General features: G+C 38.6%; 21 protein-coding genes and 2 tRNA genes. 3 read left to right on the top strand and 20 right to left on the bottom strand.

Features of this window, described 5'->3' with window-relative positions:
- Window positions 1–126: 126 nt before the first annotated feature.
- The 11 genes from N3D17_06695 to N3D17_06645 all read right to left on the bottom strand — a co-directional run bounded on the left by N3D17_06695 (window position 127) and on the right by N3D17_06645 (window position 8,684).
- A complete protein-coding gene (locus N3D17_06695; protein ID MCX8083060.1) occupies window positions 127–3,120 on the bottom strand; it encodes a hypothetical protein in 2,994 nt (997 codons plus the stop codon).
- A 14-nt stretch (window positions 3,121–3,134) separates the two neighbouring features.
- Entirely contained in the window at window positions 3,135–4,445 is a 1,311-nt protein-coding gene (locus N3D17_06690) for a LamG domain-containing protein (GenBank protein ID MCX8083059.1), read from the bottom strand.
- Between the two features lie 109 nt (window positions 4,446–4,554).
- The gene (locus N3D17_06685) at window positions 4,555–5,277 is read right to left on the bottom strand and encodes a prepilin-type N-terminal cleavage/methylation domain-containing protein (protein ID MCX8083058.1); all 723 of its coding nucleotides are present in this window, start codon (window positions 5,275–5,277) and stop codon (window positions 4,555–4,557) included.
- Between the two features lie 81 nt (window positions 5,278–5,358).
- Complete coding sequence (locus tag N3D17_06680) at window positions 5,359–6,477, bottom strand: GntR family transcriptional regulator (GenBank protein ID MCX8083057.1); 1,119 nt, start codon at window positions 6,475–6,477, stop codon at window positions 5,359–5,361.
- A gap of 108 nt (window positions 6,478–6,585) precedes the next feature.
- Window positions 6,586–6,768 (bottom strand): hypothetical protein, encoded by a 183-nt coding sequence (locus tag N3D17_06675; protein MCX8083056.1) that lies wholly within the window; start codon window positions 6,766–6,768, stop codon window positions 6,586–6,588.
- Complete coding sequence (locus N3D17_06670) at window positions 6,758–6,880, bottom strand: hypothetical protein (protein MCX8083055.1); 123 nt, start codon at window positions 6,878–6,880, stop codon at window positions 6,758–6,760. Before N3D17_06670 ends, N3D17_06675 begins: the two co-directional genes overlap by 11 nt.
- Complete coding sequence (locus N3D17_06665; GenBank protein ID MCX8083054.1) at window positions 6,859–7,071, bottom strand: hypothetical protein; 213 nt, start codon at window positions 7,069–7,071, stop codon at window positions 6,859–6,861. The genes N3D17_06670 and N3D17_06665 overlap by 22 nt, the downstream gene beginning before the upstream one ends.
- A gap of 44 nt (window positions 7,072–7,115) precedes the next feature.
- Window positions 7,116–7,397, bottom strand: coding sequence for a hypothetical protein (locus N3D17_06660; protein MCX8083053.1), 282 nt, complete (start codon window positions 7,395–7,397; stop codon window positions 7,116–7,118).
- 182 nt (window positions 7,398–7,579) lie between these two features.
- Window positions 7,580–7,732, bottom strand: a complete 153-nt coding sequence (locus N3D17_06655; GenBank protein ID MCX8083052.1) for a hypothetical protein — start codon at window positions 7,730–7,732, stop codon at window positions 7,580–7,582.
- 9 nt (window positions 7,733–7,741) lie between these two features.
- Window positions 7,742–8,113 (bottom strand): sensory rhodopsin transducer, encoded by a 372-nt coding sequence (locus N3D17_06650; protein ID MCX8083051.1) that lies wholly within the window; start codon window positions 8,111–8,113, stop codon window positions 7,742–7,744.
- 19 nt (window positions 8,114–8,132) lie between these two features.
- A complete protein-coding gene (locus N3D17_06645) occupies window positions 8,133–8,684 on the bottom strand; it encodes a LacI family transcriptional regulator (GenBank protein MCX8083050.1) in 552 nt (183 codons plus the stop codon).
- Window positions 8,685–8,833: 149 nt separating this feature from the next.
- Between N3D17_06645 and N3D17_06640 the strand changes: the two genes are divergently transcribed.
- On the top strand, window positions 8,834–9,814 hold the full coding sequence (locus N3D17_06640) for a hypothetical protein (protein ID MCX8083049.1): 981 nt from the start codon (window positions 8,834–8,836) through the stop codon (window positions 9,812–9,814).
- A 16-nt stretch (window positions 9,815–9,830) separates the two neighbouring features.
- On the opposite strand, the gene rlmD is transcribed toward N3D17_06640, so the two are convergent.
- The 6 genes from rlmD to N3D17_06610 all read right to left on the bottom strand — a co-directional run bounded on the left by rlmD (window position 9,831) and on the right by N3D17_06610 (window position 15,116).
- Window positions 9,831–11,756: a 23S rRNA (uracil(1939)-C(5))-methyltransferase RlmD gene (rlmD, locus tag N3D17_06635; GenBank protein MCX8083048.1), complete on the bottom strand. Its 1,926-nt coding sequence runs from the start codon at window positions 11,754–11,756 to the stop codon at window positions 9,831–9,833.
- Between the two features lie 83 nt (window positions 11,757–11,839).
- Window positions 11,840–13,021, bottom strand: coding sequence for a M23 family metallopeptidase (locus tag N3D17_06630; GenBank protein ID MCX8083047.1), 1,182 nt, complete (start codon window positions 13,019–13,021; stop codon window positions 11,840–11,842).
- A gap of 72 nt (window positions 13,022–13,093) precedes the next feature.
- On the bottom strand, window positions 13,094–13,573 hold the full coding sequence (gene ispF, locus N3D17_06625) for a 2-C-methyl-D-erythritol 2,4-cyclodiphosphate synthase (protein MCX8083046.1): 480 nt from the start codon (window positions 13,571–13,573) through the stop codon (window positions 13,094–13,096).
- A 2-nt stretch (window positions 13,574–13,575) separates the two neighbouring features.
- On the bottom strand, window positions 13,576–14,154 hold the full coding sequence (locus N3D17_06620; protein ID MCX8083045.1) for a rubrerythrin family protein: 579 nt from the start codon (window positions 14,152–14,154) through the stop codon (window positions 13,576–13,578).
- 22 nt (window positions 14,155–14,176) lie between these two features.
- The gene (locus N3D17_06615; GenBank protein ID MCX8083044.1) at window positions 14,177–15,034 is read right to left on the bottom strand and encodes a hypothetical protein; all 858 of its coding nucleotides are present in this window, start codon (window positions 15,032–15,034) and stop codon (window positions 14,177–14,179) included.
- A 10-nt stretch (window positions 15,035–15,044) separates the two neighbouring features.
- Window positions 15,045–15,116, bottom strand: a tRNA-Cys gene (locus N3D17_06610).
- A gap of 145 nt (window positions 15,117–15,261) precedes the next feature.
- Between N3D17_06610 and htpX the strand changes: the two genes are divergently transcribed.
- Window positions 15,262–16,113: a zinc metalloprotease HtpX gene (gene htpX / locus N3D17_06605; GenBank protein ID MCX8083043.1), complete on the top strand. Its 852-nt coding sequence runs from the start codon at window positions 15,262–15,264 to the stop codon at window positions 16,111–16,113.
- A 132-nt stretch (window positions 16,114–16,245) separates the two neighbouring features.
- On the opposite strand, the gene N3D17_06600 is transcribed toward htpX, so the two are convergent.
- From N3D17_06600 to ileS, 3 genes are read right to left on the bottom strand one after another with little or no spacing between them, the layout of a single operon-like run.
- On the bottom strand, window positions 16,246–16,830 hold the full coding sequence (locus N3D17_06600) for a hypothetical protein (protein MCX8083042.1): 585 nt from the start codon (window positions 16,828–16,830) through the stop codon (window positions 16,246–16,248).
- A gap of 43 nt (window positions 16,831–16,873) precedes the next feature.
- Window positions 16,874–17,350: an NYN domain-containing protein gene (locus tag N3D17_06595; GenBank protein MCX8083041.1), complete on the bottom strand. Its 477-nt coding sequence runs from the start codon at window positions 17,348–17,350 to the stop codon at window positions 16,874–16,876.
- On the bottom strand, window positions 17,334–20,051 hold the full coding sequence (gene ileS, locus N3D17_06590) for an isoleucine--tRNA ligase (GenBank protein ID MCX8083040.1): 2,718 nt from the start codon (window positions 20,049–20,051) through the stop codon (window positions 17,334–17,336). The genes N3D17_06595 and ileS overlap by 17 nt, the downstream gene beginning before the upstream one ends.
- Before the next feature lie 304 nt (window positions 20,052–20,355).
- Between ileS and N3D17_06585 the strand changes: the two genes are divergently transcribed.
- Window positions 20,356–20,427 (top strand) — tRNA-Phe (locus tag N3D17_06585).
- Window positions 20,428–20,655 lie beyond the last annotated feature (228 nt).

The raw sequence follows: 20,655 nt of genomic DNA, 5'->3' as shown, positions 1-20,655 counted from the left end.
TACTGCTTTTCTTCCTCTGCTTATCATTTCACACCTCCTGTTTCTTTTATCTATTCTAACAGGGGTTAACAGAGAAAATTACCTGCAGGTTCTATACCAAATTTTATATATATCTTCTGCTTTAATTTACTCAAAGTTATAAAGGAATCCATATAATCCCAGTCCCTGGTCCACTTTAACAAGTATGATATTTAGTCCCTTTCTTATTTTTACTTTGTACTTCTGTGGAAACTGACCGATTGATGCTCCTGTAGGCCATGCGTTAAACTTACCAAGAAAGGTATTATTAACCCACAGAGCATGTCCATCATCACTTGAAATGGTAATGGTTATTTCTTTCTCTTCAGGACTTACAAAATATGCAACTGCATAGCATAGAATATCTACATCCTGAAACTTTTTATCAATAGCAGGAAAAGAGATTAAAAAATCTGTTTTATTTTGTGCAGCGGTGAAGAAGGGAAGGAATGTTCGTGTTATGCCATCAAAAGGTACATCCATTCCGGGATAAGGGAAGACCGTATTTTCCCCACCGCAGGGTTCCAGATAGTCCACATCCATTTCAAATGGACGTTTCATTGTATTAGGGTCAGGTACATTAGGGAAAGGACCGCAGATACTCCACTGTAAAGGAACTCCTGAAGAGATATCAGGCGGGTCAATTTTTGCCATACGGATGTTATCATACAATAGGACTGGATTTTCTTTCGCCTGTAATGCGCCAGAGACAAGTTTTATATCAGAAAAATTACTTATTTTTTCTACATCACCTATGCCACAGAACCTGTCATTTAACCATACCCTTATCCATCCTTCCGATACAGAAAAGAATACACGGATTTTATTCCATCTGTCAACCACAAAGTCGGTTATTTTAACCGCATCACTACCTTTCAATAGATTTATACTTCCCTGCTCTGTAAACCTTATCCGGATATCTCCCATAAGTAATTCAAAAAATTCTTCTCTGGAAAGAAACTTGAAATCTAATTCAATTACATCGTATTCTGCCTGTTCACTTTTCATCCCGAGTGTTACAGGAAAATCAATTCCCTTATGTACAACCCGTAAAACATTATTCCCCATATCGTTAAAGATATCCACTTCCCCCTGTGCTGTTTTCTGAATAGAAATACCTTTTAATCCACTACTCTCAAAATCGTAAAAAAGGGTTATCCCGTACTTTGACTTCATCACTTCACTGGATGGTATTACTGTTATCTTCCCATCTTCAATTGCCAGTTCTTTATCCTTGTTGTCCAGTACCAGACATAGTACAGGATATGAATCTGGCTCAGTGGTTTCTGGTATCTTCACAATAAAATCATAACTGCCTACCTTATCTATAGAAATTACCTGAGGTTCAACTTCCCAGTCAGGAAGGGTCTGGAGTTTTAGTTTCCACTGACTTTCTTCAGGAAGCAGGTTAACTTTTGCAGTTATAGTAAAAGTTTTACCACTCATTACCTGAGAGGGATAGTTAATCTCAACCAGTTTTGATATTGAAACTGAAGGTGTGCTCCTTTCACTCATCGTAATATAGATGGGTGCTTGAGAGATTTTGACGAAATCCAGTACACATTCATCCCTGTTATATATCACATTTGAATCCAATGTATTTCCGTAGATATCAACTACTCTGGGTTTTTCAACCACTCCACTAATCTTTACTATCCTGTCCGTTCCCGCAGCCCATACTGGCAATATAAGTTTACCGCTCCCATCTGTCTTTTTAAAAAGGAAGGCATAAACTTCTGCATCAGATATTGAAAGGTCTTGTACATAATCGGTATTCATAATATGACATACCATATTAGGATATGTAGGAGGGGCTAATCTACCATTGCCGAAGGCGTGGTGTACGAAACTCTTAACATATTTTTTAGTTTTTGCCAGAATAGTACTTCTAACCATAAAGTTTGCCTGGTCATTTTCGTCAAAATATGGTTGAAGGTTAAGTGCGTACTGCATCTCATCAATATATATATTGGGTTCTACGTTATATTTCAGAAGAAGTTGATAGACCTTTTCAAGTTCAGAAACCATACTCAGGTCAACTTCAGGGGCATTTACACGATATGGATGGATTCCAACACCATCCAGATACTCCCCTGCCCCTTTTTCAAAAATTCTTTTTAAGTAGTTTACTCCGAGGTAGTTAGAATGGGGGCTTACTATAACTTTAGTATTGGGACAGTATTTCTCTTTAAGTTCATATACAATTTTTATCGCCTGGATATCCCTGTCTTCAGCCATAGCATAACTTTTACATTCTGGTTCATTCCACACATCCCATACATCTACCTTATCTTTATATCTGCTGATAATTGCCTCTGCCCATTCTTTAAAGTATTCCATATCCCAGTGTTCAGCATCACCTGGAAGTAAGTGCATGGGACCATCAGCCAACATCATAATAATTTTTGCATTCTGTTTTCTGGCAGCATCCACCCACTTGTCTAAATATTCAAGGTGTGTTATCTTCCCTTTTTCCAGATATGTTTCATACCATCTTGCCCTCATATGTACCCAGGAAAATCCATATTTAGTAAGTTGTCTGTTACCCCAGTCATCCGGTTCTTTACCGATATAATATAACCATCCGTAGTCATCCAGTCCGGCTATGTTGTCAACAATTTTCTCATAAGGTACAGAGACGACCTTATTGAAATAGGTCAATGTTTTATTCAATTCCTGTCCTTCTTTATTTCTAACAAGAATTTCAAGGCGAATAAGTCCATAAGGAATACTCTCCACAGGGATTTTTAGTACACCTTTTTGTTTACCATCTCCTGTTTTCTTTATAACTATCTCCTGCCTGTCCTGTAACACATCTTTTGTTTCAATGTCTTTATCCTCTACCCTGTAACCACCATCTTCTCTCGGGTGATATATCCTGTCTGATTTGACTACCTGCTTAACTGTATAACAGACATCTACCTTCTGCTCCTGCATCTCCGGGGAAGAGACCTCAACTGTCAGATGGTCATCTCCTGGTACAACAACGACCGAGTCCGGATTGAGGATTTTAACTTCCCAGTTACCATTTGCCATTGCTTGTCCAATGTATATTATTGAGAAGATTAATCCTACCAGCATAACAACCATCCTTCTATTCATTTCTCCCCCTTAATTTATTCTGCTTCAATTTCAATTGATTTGAAGAACGGTTTAGCGTTCTTTTCTATTATAAATATCTCGTCACAGAAACACGATGGGACTATTTCAATCTTTACAAATCTCGCAAACACATTAATGTTGCCTGTCCCCACCAGTTTTGAATGCCACTTCAGGAATTCAGGGTTTGGATATGGTTCTTCAGTACAAACCAAACCTACCTTTGAAAGTTTTTCTTCCGTTATACCTGCATAAAAGTTAATCTCTTTTGGGAAACGGACACCACTATCACCACCACCGATATTAATAACTATATACTCTATATTTTTAATTCCTTTCAGATCATATGTTAAGGTTGTAACAGGAATGCTCATCCACCCCACAGAACGTTTGTCAGAATAATGTGCTAAAAACCATAAACTGTCGGACAGGTCATTTATATCTTCTGTTTTATCATCAAAGTTATTGCATGACAACCCATTGTTTTCATAATTTGGTGTAATGGAAAAGTGTAAGGATGCCTCACTGGCTAAGTTAGGATATGTCAGAACTTCAAGTTTACAGTCAGGAGAAACATCCTTCAATATCTCCATTCCCTCACTATACTTCTTCTCTATTTCCTCTTTGCTCAACGGGGCATCGTAGATTACCAGTTCGTCATATACTCCACAGCCCGGCACTCTATCTGATATATCCTTATACCCTGGCGAGAGGGAAATTTTGCTTTTCCCCTCAGGTGGTACATAGGGCATTGACCTTAATATCCCTCCATCTACCACAATATCCCTTCTACCTGCCGAAGCAGACCAGTTCAATACTATAAAATGCCACTCCCCTGGTTTCCATCGGGAAATAGAAGGTATTGCTTCTTTTGGAGGATAACTCCAGTTGTCATATCTATCTTTTACGCAGAAGAGCATATTCCAGAGTAACAGACATCCCTTATCAAAATTTACGGAAAGAATAATTTTGTTTCTCTTATCTCCGCTTCCCCAGAACGGTCTGAACCAGAAAGAAATAGCACCCTCTTCTGGATTTACATATACATCGTCTGGCAGGGATACATACTCACTTCTATTATCTAAATATATACCCAGTCCTTTCAGTCCCTTAACCAGTTTGACAGAATCTGATATTTCAATACTACCAGAAACACCCTCCTTGCCCTCTACCTTTATCTCTCTTTTAAGTGGTGTTAGTGTGGAATTATCAAAAGTAAGGGTATAGATTGCTTCTCCATATACCATTTTGCCGTAGAAGAAGATGATACTTATAATCAGCCATAATCCTTTTTTCTCTTTTTGCATAACATTACCCTTTTTTTTCATCTCAGTCCAGCCCTCCACTTTTCAGAGAAGGGGGATAAAGGTTGGTATATTCCTTTTCACTTTTTATCCCCCTTCTACAGATACTTCTATTCCTAAATGAGTGTAAAAATCACCACTGCGGTTTAGGCCAGTCAATACTGAAATGATAGAGCCAGCTTAAAGGAGTTGGTCCTGTTGAATCCCATTCTGCTGCCTTGACCCATATCACACGACCATCCACAAATAAAACATTTGAACCACCATTGTGGATTGTTTTATAGAACACATTTTGGTTGTAGAAAAGGTCTGGATTAAGTCCATATTTTGCCGTAGAGTTGTCTATTTCTACCCAGTATGGTATATGTGAAAGTGAATTCTTTTTTATTTGTGTCCTTTTAGTAAGTTTTCTATTCGCAGGATTGGAAGACATTTGACCTCCTGCACAGAACTGACCAAAAGTATCATCTCCAACAGCAGGACCATAAGAAGAATATACGGCATAAGGACGTCTATTTGAAGGACACTTTAAAATAGAAGAACCAATTACAGGATAGGGTGGTATACCTCGTGGAACATATCCGGCTAAAGAAGTCCACCACGCTGGACCAGGACCGTTGCTACCTACATTGGCACCTCCCGGGAGATATTCTTCCCAGTCATCCGCATACATCATGCAGGAAAGTCCTATCTGCTTCATATTGTTCATACATACTGACTGCCGTGCTTTCTCCCTCGCCTGTGAAAGTGCTGGCAGCAACATTGCTGCTAAAATCGCAATGATTGCCACCACTACCAGCAGTTCTATCAACGTAAATCCTCCCATTCTTACTGCTTTTCTTCCTCTGCTTATCATTTCACACCTCCTGTTTCTTTTATCTATTCTAACAGGGGTTAACAGAGAAATTTGTCTGTCATTGCCCCTGATAACGAGGTCTTATATACCTACCTTTCTTTTTACTATTCCGCAACTTTCTCTTACGATAAGTTTCGTAGGTATCACAATCTCTCTTTTATCTTCCCTCTTTCTCTTGCCTGTTATCTTTTCAACAAGCAGTTTTGCACCTATTTCTCCCATTTCATCTACTGCCTGGTCAACTGTACTTAATGGTACCTCAAGCAGGCCACCTATATCTGAGTTTCCATAGCCCATAATTGCTATATCTTCCGGTATATTTTTACCTTCTTCTCTAACTGCATTGTATGCTCCTATAGCTACCTCATCATTACAGGCAAATATTGCTGTTAACGTTTCACCATTATTCATTAAGAACTTCTTCGTCTGGTAATACCCTTCCTTCATACTCCAGTCAGTAAATCTTATGTATTCGTTCCTGTGCTCTATATTGTATCTTCTAAGTGCTTCTTCATATCCTTTCCTTCTATTGTCTGCACTGCTATCCCCTTCAGGTCCTGCCAGATGAAGGATGTTTTTATATCCGAGTTCTATCAGATGCTCTGTCGCTAAAAATCCTCCTCCCTTATCATCCGATATTACTAGGTCAGATTTAATTCCTTCTAATTTTACATCCATTATAACAACCGGTATCTTTTCCGATACTTCTTTTACCAGTAATATGTTTTCTTCTGAATAATATCCAGCAACAAGCAAAAGTCCTGTATATGGATTTTTATTTAAATCCTCAAGCGCCTTTTTTTCTTCCATAGCATCGTCTTCTACACAATCTAAAACCATATGTACATTAAACCTTTTCAGCATCTTTTGGGCAGAAGATACCAGTTGAGAGTAGAAAGAATTCCTTAAGTTAGGAACTATTATTGCTACTATGTTCCTCCCGGTTATCTTGTTTCCCTGAAAAGAAATATTATCAGATACGAAGGTTCCCCGTCCTGGAATACGATGTATCAGTCCTTCTACTACAAGTTCCACAAGTGCCTGCCTGGCTGTCATCCTGCTTACGCCATAACTCTCTGCTATCTCTTCTTCCGGAGGTAATTTCTCACCCTGCTGGAAAACACCTGAAAGTATCTTTGTTCTTATATCTTCCCTTATCTGTGTGGCATAATATATTGTTTCTCTTAATTGTTTTTTCATTCTTCCCCTTTTGTCTAATATAATTATACCACATTTTACATTTTTGTCAAATATTTTGATGGTAATAGGATTAGAGGACTATTTCTCCAGAAAAATGTTATGCTAAGGTTAAAGCGATTTCCTTTTCAAGTAGCATGTTCTTATCCATTCAAACGCTATTCTTTCAGGGCCTATCTTCGTAAATATTGCTGTTGTCTGTTTTATTTCTGCAGGTTGTGCAGCACATAGTCCTATAAAACCCGCACCAATAATAAGAAGTTTGTCCCCTACTGTTGCTACTTTAATAGACAATATCACCCGGTTTGAAAATTTTCACATCTTTACCACACTTTTCTACTATACCTATCCTGTGGTATTCTGGTACACAGGGAAACTTTGTTCCTATATATTTACCTTTAAGCATCCTCCTTTCTGTTCCAGGAGAGATTGCTGATACAAGTGTGCGGACACAAATATCACTGCCTTATAGAGAGAAATCTTACCATCCTCTGCAAGCATACTGAATGCATTCTGGAAAAGTTCTTCATCACCTGCTGTATCAATGATGTATTTTGCACCTTCCACTCCTGTAATATCCAAGACCCTCTCTGTCATATCTTCTTTTGTATTGTTGATAATATAATTTGCCCCGAATTTTTTTATGTTTTCAAGGGGCTATCCCTTCTCGCAATAGCAATAACAGGGTATGCACCTTTTAGTTTGGCAAAAAAGACCATGCACATTGCAACAGGGCCTGCACCAATTACGACTACACTATCATTCAGTGTTATTCCCATGTCTGCTACATAGCCAGTTGTCTCTTTAAGGGTAATAAGCATGGTGGCGTCGGCTGGTTCTATATCAGACGGGACACTTATCTGAAATTTTCCGTAGCCCGGATCCTTATCGGGATGGTCTTCAATGAATGACTGTGTATCCATCCCAAGTCCATATTCAGCAAATCCACCCCCAGATAGAATAATAACTCCCTGATTTTTATCCAGGATAGAACACTGTGGGTCTGAGGATTATGTCTCCTTCCTTTATATATTTTACTTTTTTCCCTCTTTGTATCACCTTTCCCACACTCTCATGTTATAACATCCTTAGGATAATTTTGTCTCTAGGGCAGTTTGTTGTGTACTATCTTAATATCCGTTCCTGTACAGGTAGCACAGGCAAGTGTTTTACAGAGACAGCGATAAGGTCCTGGTTCAGGAACAGGTACTTTATCTATCCACACACTCCCTTTTCCATCTGTAATCGCTGCTTTCACTGTATCCTACTATCTCACAGAATATGCCATCGTACAGTAGTATGCAAGGTTTGGCTGTCGCACATCTGCCCTGCCAAACTGCACCACGACAGGGACATTGCTTTTTACAACCATTCCATATTGACCATAAGGTATCCTGTATTTTTGTTTCCCTATCGGCTTATCAAGACGGAAACACCTTACCCTCTCTGCCTCCACCACATCCTTAATTCCTTTCACAGGTGGCTTATCTTCAAAATATATATCAATGGTAATCTCTGCTTTCTTCTTCCCTGTGTTAATGATAATAAGAGATTCATGTCCTTTTATCTTTCCTTTTCCAGGTGGTGGAAGGTCTCCATCTGGTATCACCCATACAAGTCCTTTCTTTTCATTTCTCATATTTCATTACCTCCATAATTTATACCTTATATGTCCGTTTTATATTGTCTGTATCTATGAAACTCCCTTTTTGATTGTTGCTTATTCTACCTGTAGACACATAAGGATATCCTTTCTCTTCTAAAAGTATAAAGGCAGGGTTATCTTCTCCTACATTCAGAAGGATTAACCCGTCCAACTGTTTGCTTTTAAACAGATTTACAAAATATGTCTTTTTCTGCACCTCTGATGGTGTAGCATAAAGTACCAAAAGGTTATATTTTTCACTGGATAGTGGCTCTTCCATACCGCTGATCAGAAGAGGAAAGAAAGTGTCTGCAAACATAGGAGATAGCATAGCAGGAGGCGTAATTCCGATAGTGAATGTTTTCTTTTGAACAAAACTCTTTGCCAGACGATTGGGAACAAACTCATACTCTTCTATTACTTCCAATATTTTCTTTCTCGTTTCCTCTGCAACATCTGGTCTATTATTCAGTACCCTTGAAACTGTTGCTATTGAAACCCCACACTCTTTTGCTATCTTTTTTATATCCATTTTATATATTTCGTAAAAATTTACATTATACATACACCTATCCTTAAATTTTGTCAAGTGGTCGTACGGACAGGGTACAGAAGTACTTTAAATCTTGATTCCTCTATCTTTGCTCTCTACTCATAGAAGAGAGACCGTGCTGGAAAAACAAGATTTTTACAAAAAGGGGGTTTTGATATACAATGATTCCTATGGAAGAAACATTAAAAAATACCTACGAAATTATTAGATATTTCAAGGATATAAACCCACGGACATATCAGTTGTTAGGATACCTCGGATATAATAGAGAAACGGATGTAGAAACGCCTTACGGTGTATGGACTATTTACACAAAGAAAAATTTTCTTTTTCCTTATTTCAGCGCTGACTTCTCTATACCTGTCAATAAATTCGTAGGGATATACAGAGGGACTGAGAGAAATATGGTGGTGTATGGTTCCTTTGAGGACTCCATTAATGAGATAAAAGAAAAACTTTCAGTCATTACTAAAACAATGCTTCTCCCTGTCCAGAAATTTTTAGGTATCCCCATAACGCTCACAGAAGAAAACGCACAGGACTATGGGTATATAAGAGGTGTTATCCTTGGAGTCATTCTCATTTTATCTGACTTTATATATTCATGGACATTTGCATTAAGAGAAGGTGTATTTACTTCATTCCTCGAGTATATAAAAAAGGTATACGAAGGAAGTAGTATTGGTATAACAAACTTTATAGGTATTACATGGACAGGAATGTACTTCGGTATCCCTCTTATATTAATGCCTATAATATACGGACATATCTGTGTACAGATGGCTACCAGAAAAAGAATAAGGCAGATGAAAATAATAGAAGAGATTGCTTCCGGATATGAATTTGGGATAAGAGCAGAACAGGCGATGGAAGAAGAATTCATCACCATTGTTGAAGAAAAGAGGAAAGAAGCAATATATGAAGAACTTTCCAGGATAACAGATAAGTTAGATAGAAAGGTCTTTGAAACACTGTATATGAAGATACGAGAAGGTTTTATCTCCCCTGAAGCACTGGACGAGTTTATAAAGGACTTCAAAGATATAACCGAAAATGTAATTCCCTTTGAAAAATTTGTAGAAATTATAGCAAAATATCAAAAAGCATCTCCTTCCACAGAGATAGGAATAAAAAAAGAGTAGCACTATACAGATAAAATTACTTCCTCATAAATATCCCTAATGTCTCAAGGTGTGGAGTATGCGGGAAAAAGTCAAAAGAATATATTTTTTCAAGATGGTATCCTGTCTGGTAGAGCACTGCAGCATCTCTCGCAAAGGCAGGGACATTACAGGAAACATATATTATCCTTTTACTCTTTAGAGAGATAATGTTTTTCATCGCTTTCCCGCTTAAACCCGCCCTCGGCGGGTCAACAATCACTGCATCTGGCTCTTTCAATTCCCCTTTAAACTTTCTACTGAATATATCTTCCACAGAACACTGATAGAACTTACAGTTTTTAATATTATTTATCCTGCAATTCTCTTCTGCTGCCTCTATATTTGATGGTTCTATATCAATCCCTGAAGTTTGTTTTACTGCGGATGATAAAAAAATCTCCATAACCCCACTGCCACAGTAAAGTCCGAGAAGATATTCTACACCTGCCTCTTTTAGTTCTTCCTTTATCTGTGTGTATAAAAGTGCTGCTGCCTTTGTATTCGGCTGGAAAAAACACTGAGGAGTTATCCTGAACTTTAACCCTCCTATCTCCTCTGTTATAAATGGACTCCCATAAAGATTATGTTTTCTCTCAAATGCCACAACATCTGATATACGGTTGTTCTCAACCCACCACAAACTTTTAACACTCTTCGGCATAACCTCCAGCAGTCCTGTCATATCAGGGGGTTCTCCACTCCTTGTAACCATTAATATCATCCTTTCTCCTGTTTTCTTTCCCTCTCTTACTACAAGATGGCGAAAAAACCCCTGATGTGTATATGTATCATAAACCCCTAACCCTGTCTTTTTTACAAAATGTGTAAATACGGGAAATATATCCTGTACTGTATCACTGAATATACTGCATTCTGAAAGAGGTATGGTATTTTTATAATATCCAGATGAGCGAGCCATCCTTTCCTTAAGTCCGAGAACTATACTACCATCCTTCTCTCCAAAGGCAAATTCCATCTTGTTCCTGTAGTAAAAAATATCTGGAGAAGGAACGACAGGAAAAACATTGACACCACTGAGAATATTCCTCCCCGCTATCTTCTGGATGGTATTTAAAAGGTATCTACCTTTAAGTTGTAATTGCTTTTCATATAAAAGATTCTGCATTGTACATCCGCCACACAAACCAAAGTGTTTACATAATGGTTCTATCCTGTAAGGAGATATCACAACAATTTCTTTTACCATACCATAGGCAAATTTTTTCTTTCTTTCTGTAATGTTTACCTTAACTTTATCGCCCAGGACAGCATCGGATACAAAAATCACCATACCTCTACTTTTACCCACTGCCCATCTCTCTGGAAAAGCCATATCCACAATCTCTATCTCCTCCTCAGGGGTATCAAATATATCCATAAGCACCTTCAATTTTTTTACAGGAAGCCCAACAACATTGTTATAATCCCCTTTCAGTTCCTCAACAAATCTATCACCAACCGACTGGATTGCATATGCGCCTGCCTTGTCCATATATTCTTTTTTCCCTATCTCTTCCTCTATATCATCATCTGACAGGTCTTTAAATTTTATATAACTTACCTCATAGCCTGTAAGAAGTTTGTTATCTTTTTTTCTATATACTGCCATCCCTGTTATTACCCTGTGTTTAGTACCTGACAACATCTTTAGAATCCTTCTCGCATCCTCTTCATCCTTCGGTTTACCTATAATTTTATTACCCAGTACAACAACAGTATCCGCACCTATAACCGTATCATCTGGATATTTATCCGCCACATCTTTTGCTTTCAATACTGCTGCTTTTACAGCAAACCTTACCGGGTCTTTTTCTTCTATCTTTGACTCATCTACACAGGAAGGAACAATAACAAACCCATCTGTGATTTGTCTGAGCAATTCCTGCCTTCTCGGTGACCTTGAAGCAAGTATAATTCCCATAATAACCTACCTTATGCAAAACTCAATGTTATTCCTCTTCTCCTAAAGAAGAAAACACAGGAGAAGAGTGGAGATATCTACATCTACTTTTTCTCTTCAACTATGACTATTGTGTGTTCTTCTTTTATGGACTCCATTCTGCTTATAAGCATATCCTTCATTTCATTAAATTCCGGAAGATATTTTTCTTCAAGCGGGTATGAAGGAGGCATCTTTATTGCAAGAAAGTTAACAAACCTTCCTCCTTTCTGTAGACGGAAATCCAGATGAGGACCTGTTGCAACACCTGTTGCTCCGACATAACCTATCACCTGCCCTTTCCTCACCTTCTTACCTCCTGAAACAGATACCTTTGAAAGATGCCCATACCAGGATGTATAACCATTCGGATGCCTCACTATAACTGTCTTTCCCAGCCCTTTCTTCCATCCAGAAAACTGCACTGTCCCATCTCCTATGGATGAAACAGGTGTTCCTTTCGGAGCAGAATAATCAATACCGAGGTGTGGTCTATAGACCCTGTATATCGGATGAAGCCGTCTGTATGAAAAATAAGAGGATATTCTTCTGTAGTTCAGTGGTGCTTTTAAGAAAGCTGTTTCTACACTCTTTCCGTTTTCGTCATAATACCCACATCTTCCATCAGGAGGTTCAAAGAAAAAACCATAAAAGGTATTATCAGAAGAGGTATAAGATGCTGCCACTATCCTCACATCTTTCAAAGAATTACCTTTCTTATCTACATAGGCATCCCATAAAAGTGTAAATGTATCCCCTGTCTGACAGTCAGTGAAAAAGTCCACCTTTGATGCAAAAATCTCCGCAAACTGGATTATGAGTTCTGGATTGATGTTAAGAGCTATCATACTTTCATACAAAGAACTTGCTATCCTTCCAGAAACTCCACATACCTTTTTTTCAACCTCTATCTGTTTTGCAGAAGCGAAATATGTATTGCTATCAGGGTTAAACTCCACAACATAAAAGTCAATAGGACCATCATAATATATAAACTTTACAAACTGCCCTTCCTCAGAGAAATAAAGCTCCCATCTATCACCTATCCTGCACTTTCTAACATCAAATACCTTTTTTAACTCTTCTGTAATTGCTGATGCCTGAGAGTCAGGTAACCCATTTGACAGAAGAACCTCTCCTAAAATATCCCCTTCTGCAATATATCCCTCTATAATCTTATATTGTATCCTGAATGGATTTATATGTTTTATTTTGAGGAAGATAAATGGTGATAGGACAATCAACATAACAAAAATAGAGAGAAAAACATTCTTTCTCAGTATGCACCCCCTCTGTTTAAACTGTAAAAATCTTTTGATTTACTCTCTACCTCTATCTATAAGCACTGATACAAAACAGGCACATGCATCGCCACTTCCTATATCTCCCATCCCTTCATATGTCTTTGCCTTAAAACCAATTTTCCCTGTATCAATATCAAGTATCTCTGAAAGGTTCTTTTTTATTGCTTCGGAAAAAGGAAGGAGTTTAGGAACTTCACAGAGCATAATAATATCAATATTTTCTATATAATATCCCTCTTCCCTCATTATAAAAAGCACCTTTTCAACAATTCTCCTGCTATCAATCCCTTCTGTTTTGCTATCTGTATCAGGAAAGAAATACCCTATATCCGGCTTTCCCATTGCACCGAGGATTGCATCTGAGAGGGAATGTAAGAGGACATCTCCATCACTATGACCTGAAAGCCCTTTTTCAAAAGGTATATGGATACCACCGAGTATCAACCTTCTTCCTTCTGCAAACCTGTGTATATCAAACCCCAGTCCTGTCCTCATTATTAATAATTCTCTGCGAGGAGTTCATAATACGACTGCGGGTGCCTGCATGCAGGACATTCTTTTGGCGCCTCTGTTCCTTCAAAGATATACCCACAGTTCCTGCAGTGCCACTTTATTGCCTTATCCTTCTTAAATACTTTTCCTGTTGCGATATTCTCTATAAGTTTTCTGTATCTTGACTCGTGGAACATCTCCACCTTTGCTATCTCCTTGAAAGACCTGCTTATATCAGAAAACCCTTCCTTTTCCGCTACTTCTGCAAAATTACGATAGAGTTTATCCCATTCAAAATTTTCTCCTGCTGCTGCCTGTTCAAGATTTGTCCTTGTGTCCCCTATTATACCAGCAGGATATTCAGCAGTAATCTCAACATCTCCTCCTTCAAGATACTTAAAGAATACCTTTGCATGTTCCTTCTCATTGTCAGCGGTTTCAAGGAAGATACCGCTTATCTGCTCATATCCTTCCTTTCTTGCTACACTTGCAAAGTATGTGTACCTGTTCCTTGCCTGTGACTCTCCTGCAAATGCCTTTAATAAGTTCTTCTCTGTCTGTGTTCCTTTTATAGATTTTCCCATAAGTACCTCCTTTTACTTTTTATTATACCATACCTCCTATCTTTTTTTTAATGTCCCTGCTTGAGGGAGAAAGTTCTGGAACTTGTATTACTTCCCATATCTCTGTGTGTTCTATATATTCTCCCGGTTCCACCTCACTTAAAGGACCTACTGTCTCAAGTTCAAGGAAAGAAGGGTTTGTATATACCTCAACACTGCATCCAAAATCAGGGTAATCCGCCTCCTTTTGCTCAAATCTTTTTACAAATAGACACCCATCAACCCAGTAGGCAGTCCAGCAAGGATATGCCATCGTTCCTATTTTTACAGGACCTTTTGCAGATGTATCCTGTTTTATAAATATAAAATCCCTTTCAAGGATGAGACGATTATCTGAAAGGTCTGTATAGGGCCATAAAGAAATCCGTCTGTCAGGAAGGAGTCCCTCTCTACCCGCCTTTATCGGAATAATAGCAAATCCACCTGTCCTCATCACAGAAAGCGCCCAGCATGCAACCTTTATATTCCATCTCCCGGTATTCTTAATTCTATGAATTATAGCCAGCTTCCTCTTTCCCTTTTTTCTTATCTCAATCTCTTTCTGGATATTATTCTGTATTTCTGTATTACCATAAATCTTTATATATTCCTTTCCTGCTTCTATCTTCACCGGCTTATTATCCATTGAATAAGAACGTGGCATTGCTTCAGGTGAAGTCCAGAGTCGGTGTCCTCCATATATATGCCAGAAACCATTGGGCGTTTTAATTCCTGCGGAAGGAAGGATATTAAATAGATTGTTATCCGGTGTTTCTTTAAGTGCAACTTTAAGAATTCTCGGTCCTATATCCTCAGGAATGCCTAAAATTACCTCTCCTATTATAAATTCTTTTATCTTCATTTTTATAAAGAGGCCTGGGCCGGATTTGAACCGGCGCATAGCGGTTTTGCAGACCGCTGCCTTTCCGCTTGGCTACCAGGCCTAACCTTTGTTCTTTTATTATAATCTCTCTTTTCCAGATATGCAACTACAAAAATACTGTGATGGTTCTGTTCAATCCGTTCTTTCTTTTCTGTATAAAAAGGGTATAATAAAAGGAACTGCGATATAAAAACGGAGGAAAACCAATGGGAAACAGAATAAGAACCTATTTCTTATTAGGTGTATTAACGGTAATTTTTGTATTTATAGGAAGTTTCTTTGGCAGAGGGGGGATGTATACAGCATTTCTCTTTGCGATGGCAATGAACTGGTTCTCTTACTTTTTCAGTGATAAGATTGTGCTGGCTATATACAGGGCAAAACAGGTAAAACAGGAAGAAGCACCGGAACTCTATCGTATAGTGGGGGAACTTACTCAGAGGGCATCTCTACCTATGCCAAAGATTTATATCATTCCTTCTGCAACACCCAATGCCTTTGCTACAGGAAGAGACCCTGACCACTCTGCGGTGGCTGTAACCAGCGGGATAATGGATATTTTGAATGAAAATGAACTTAAAGGTGTCCTTGCTCATGAACTCGGACATATAAAAAACAGAGATATCCTCATTGCCACAGTTGCTGCAACCATAGCAGGAGCGATTACACTGCTTGCAAGAATGCTACAGTGGGCTGCTTTTTTAGGTGGTGGAAGAGATGATAGAAGAGAAGGGAATATATTTACGCTCGTTGCTATGCTTGCCTTTGCCATACTTGCACCCATAGCAGCAATGATAGTCCAGATGGCTATATCAAGAGGAAGGGAGTATATGGCAGATGAGGAAGGAGCAAAGTTAGCAGGAAATCCCTTATATCTTGCTAATGCTTTAAGAAAACTTGCTGCAGGGGTGCGGATGAGACCGATGAACAATGCAAATCCATCAACCGCTCATATGTTTATAGTAAGTCCTTTCAGTGGAAGGTCTTTACTCACACTATTCTCCACACACCCACCCATTGAGGAAAGGATTAAACGGCTGGAGAGTATGGTGGTTTAGCAGAAAAGATACATTCCTCCCCATATGAGGAGGGATACCTAAAATACCTTCTCCCTATGGGGGGGAAGGAAATGATTGCAAGTATTTCCTATGTATCATCTCCATACTTAAATAAAACAGCATTGTTAAAACTTAGTCCTTTAGATGTAGTTTTGCCATTGTAACTTCCGAACGGGTCTTCTCAAGAATACCTCTTACATAATCCACCTGTCGTCTGAGTGACCGGGTGATGGCATCTGTAAACTGGAAATTTAAAAGGAAAAAGTATATGTTATCCATTATGCCGAGGAATTCCTCGCAGTCATCTATCCTTCCCTGTCTTATCTCATCAAGTATATGCCTCCTTATCTCCCCTGTGCTTTCACATAGACCATGTAGATAACTCTTATAGTCAAAATTATAAATTTCTGGTTCAGGAATTTTTCTGTCTCTTATAACAGATAAAGTAATAACTGCTTCTGCAAGTTCCTTTTCAGATGAGTGGAGAAAACCAGCATACATTATTTCAGGAAAAGGCAAAAGGATTTTTTTTGCTCTGTGAAGAAGTTGCAGCCCTTCTGCTATCTCCAATTCCGCTGTCTTATGGTGCTTCTGATGTATCTTTTTAATGGAGTCCGCTGAAAGACGTCCTATCTCCCTGCAAAGTTTAAGTGCTTCTTCTCTTGCCTTATCCTCTTTTTCAAAAAGGTCTTTCAGCTTCTTTTCTATTCTTTTCATCTTTTTCTCTCCCTGCCCTGTTTTACTCCCCTAATAGCAGATATTAAATCTTATAATGCCTCTTTAGTTCCTTTTCTATCTTTAATTCATTAACATCTTTTTTTCTTTCCTCTATCCTGCCCCGTTGCTTTCTTCTCTCAGGGTACACAATACCTAAAAATTCTGCTATGCTCAATACCCTCGCACCAAATAGCCGTCCTGTCTCCTTTACTCCCCTGTCATCAGAGACCACTATCCGTGATATATTTTTTTCGGGTATCTTTTCAACCTTCTTCCTTATCACTTCATCAGCAGTAATATCCCCTGAAAATAAAAGTTTCATTCCCTTTGTATGCAGGAAGGTGTATGGTAAAGGAGGGTTCCCATCAAAAACCACTGTAAAAGATACAGAAGGATGTTTTCTGGAGTAGTCATATAAGATATTGATAAGCATCTGGATACTGTAAGTTATTCCCCTGGCTTCATACCTTGAAAAGGAACTGCTTTTTATCAGGTTGTATCCATCAATTATGTATTCCATCTTCTTTTAAAACATTCTGGCATTTGAAACATATCTCTGGTGCTTCAGGACTTCCTATTTCAGGGAAATGCACCCAGCAACGTTCACATCTGCCAAAGGATGTCTTCTCCACATTTATCTCCAAAGAATCTCCTTCAGAAAGTACTACCTCTGAGACAATAAGCAGTCCGGATAATCCCTCAAAACTCTTTAAGAATCCTATCGTATCTTTGTCTCCTTTGATTACAACTTTTGCCTCAAGTCCACTTCCTATAAGTTTCTCCTCTCTTTTCTCTTCTATTTTTTTAAGCACCTGTCTTCTTATCTCAAAAAACCTTTCCCATCTTTCCAACATTTTTATATCAGGGGCTCCCATTACCTGCCAGTCCTCAAGAAAGATGCTTTCTTCCCTTTTCCATGGGAGCAACTGATATGCCTCTTCTGCTGTAAATGAGAGCACAGGCGATATTATTATCAAAAGTGTGGTCAGTATCTGATAAAGGGCTGTCCTCGCACTCTTTCTTTCTATTGACTGCTTTCCATATGTATAAAGACGGTCCTTTAGATGGTCAAGATAAAAGGAGGAAAGAAAGACATTACAGAAGTGATATATCTCTTCATATGCCTTATTAAAAGAAAATGTTTCATAATACAAGTTTACTTTACTTACTGTCTCTTTCAGTTTCTCTATTGCCCATCTGTCTACTTCCTTCATATCTGTTTCAGAAATACCTTCTTCTATCCTATAGTCATAAAGGTTCCCGAGCAGATACCTTAAGGTATTACGGATGGTTCTATATGACATCACTATATTTTTAATAATCCCTTCTGATATCCTTATATCCTGCTGGTAGTTCTCTGCAATTGCCCATATCCTCAATATCTCTGCACCATACTTACTGATAATTTCCTGTGGTGTTATAACATTTCCCAGTGATTTACTCATCTTCCTTCCTTCTGCATCAACAACAAAACCATGGGTAAGAACTGTTCTATAAGGTGCTCTTTTTTTAATCCCGCATGAGGTAATAAGAGATGTCTGGAACCATCCCCTGTGTTGGTCGCTTCCTTCAAGATAAAGGTCTGCAGGCCATGGAAGACCATATTCTTCTTTTTTAAGGACTGCCAGATGACTGACCCCTGAATCAAACCATACATCAAGTATATCCTTCTCCTTTTTGAAATCCTTACCACCACAATACGGACAGGTAAATCCAGCAGGTAAAAGTTCTTCTTCTCTTCTTTCAATCCATACATCTGAACCAAACTGTCTCACTAACTTCTCAACATACCCTATGGTCTCCTCTGTAATAACTGCCTTTTCACATCCACAACAATAAAAAACAGGTATAGGGACACCCCACAGTCGTTGTCTTGAAAGACACCAGTCAGGTCTGTTTTTTACCATAGAAGATATTCTGTTTTTACCCTCAGGAGGAACCCATTTAACCTTTTCTATCTCTTCTGTCATCACATCCCTTAAGTTGTTATGGTCCACCTTTAAAAACCACTGGGTTGTACTTTTGAATATCACGGGTTTCTTACATCTCCAGCAGTGTGGATAGGAATGGGTTATCTCTTCCTGATAGAAAAGAGTTTTCTCTTCTCCCAGTTTGTTGATAATATGCCTGTCTGCTTCAAAAACCTTCATACCTGCAAAGTTCGTTACCTCTTTTGTAAAACATCCCTTTTCATCCACAGGAGAAAGGATATCAAGATTATTCTTCAACCCTGCATAGTAGTCATCCTCTCCATGTCCCGGTGCTATATGAACACATCCTGTTCCTTCTTCTGAAGAAACAAAATCAGCAAGTATAACCCGGGATATCCTTTCCACCAGAGGATTTGAGTATTTTATACCTTCCAGTTCAGTGCCCTTCATCCTCTTTACAATATCAAAGGTAATGTTTTTCTTGCCTGTAATATCTTCCAGCCGTTTCTCTGCTATAATATATCTTCCTTCTTCTGTATCTATAATCACATAATCAAGTTCAGGATGTACTGCAATGCCTGTATTTGAAGGAAGTGTCCATGGGGTCGTTGTCCAGATGAGAAGATATGTTTTTTCCATATCTAAAACAGGGAATTTTACATATATGGCAGGGGACTTTTTGTCATTGTATTCTATCTCTGCTTCTGCAAGTGCTGTCTCACAGGAGATACACCAGTATATTGGCTTATATCCCTGATAGATATATCCAGATAAAGCAAGTTCACCAAATGCTCTTATAATAGTTGCCTCATAATCAGGGGATAATGTAAGATAAGGATTGTCCCAGTCACCCAGAACCCCGAGACGTTTGAATTCCTCCTTCTGTATCTCTATAAATTTTTTAGCATATAAAGCTGTCTTCTTACGAAAATCCGATGGATTAACCTCGCTTTTATGCTTCTTTATCTCTAAAAAAACCTGATGTTCTATAGGCATTCCATGACAATCCCATCCTGGTCTGTATGGCGCATAAAAACCCTTTAATGAGTGGTATTTTACTACGACATCCTTTAATATCTTATTGAGTGCTGTACCGAGATGTATATGCCCGTTGGCATAAGGAGGACCATCATGGAGCATATATGCCTTCTTTCCTTTATTCTTTTCCTGCAGTTTTTTGTACACCTTCCTTTCCTCCCATAACCGCAGGAATTCTGGCTCTCTTTCATTTAGATTCCCTTTCATCGGGAATGCTGTCTTTGGAAGATATACCGTCTTTGAATAGTCCATCTTTCCTAACCCCTTGTTTTTTGTAAAAATTTTTTCTATTTTATCATAAATGTCTCTTTCTATATAAATAAAATTAAAACATAAATTCCATATGAGTAGGATATTAGGTAGGAGGTGGAAAGTGGATGAAGTTCTCACCCTAACCCGTACCCTCTCCCTTCAATGTAGAGGGGACCGCTTTTAAAGTGGTATCTATTTAACCCGTTGACAAAAAAATAAGTATCTGGTATGCTAAAAAGCGCCTGTTTAGGATTTAATGTTTAAAAAGTTGTTTATTTTTAGTTCCGTACTTTGATTTTAATAAGCCGGGGTAGCTCACTGGTAGAGCGCAGCCCTGAAAAGGCTGGCGTAGGCAGTTCGATTCTGCCCCCCGGCACGGAAGAATAACAAAGAAGGTATTGACAAGCAGGGCTGATTATAAGCACCTGCCTACGCCACAAAAGGGGGCAGGGGAAAATGTTGGTTTCCCCTTCTTTGGAGGGGGAAGATTAAGGGGGAGAACCACTCCCCCTTAAAGAGCGAAGCGAGGCGTAGGCAGTTCGATTCTGCCCCCCGGCACGGAAGAATAACNAAGAAGGTATTGACAAGCAGGGCTGATTATAAG

The sequence above is a fragment of the bacterium genome (genome assembly GCA_026414725.1).
Lineage (GTDB): Bacteria > Ratteibacteria > UBA8468 > B48-G9 > JAFGKM01 > JAAYXZ01.
This window is presented reverse-complemented; position numbering and strand designations above follow the sequence as displayed.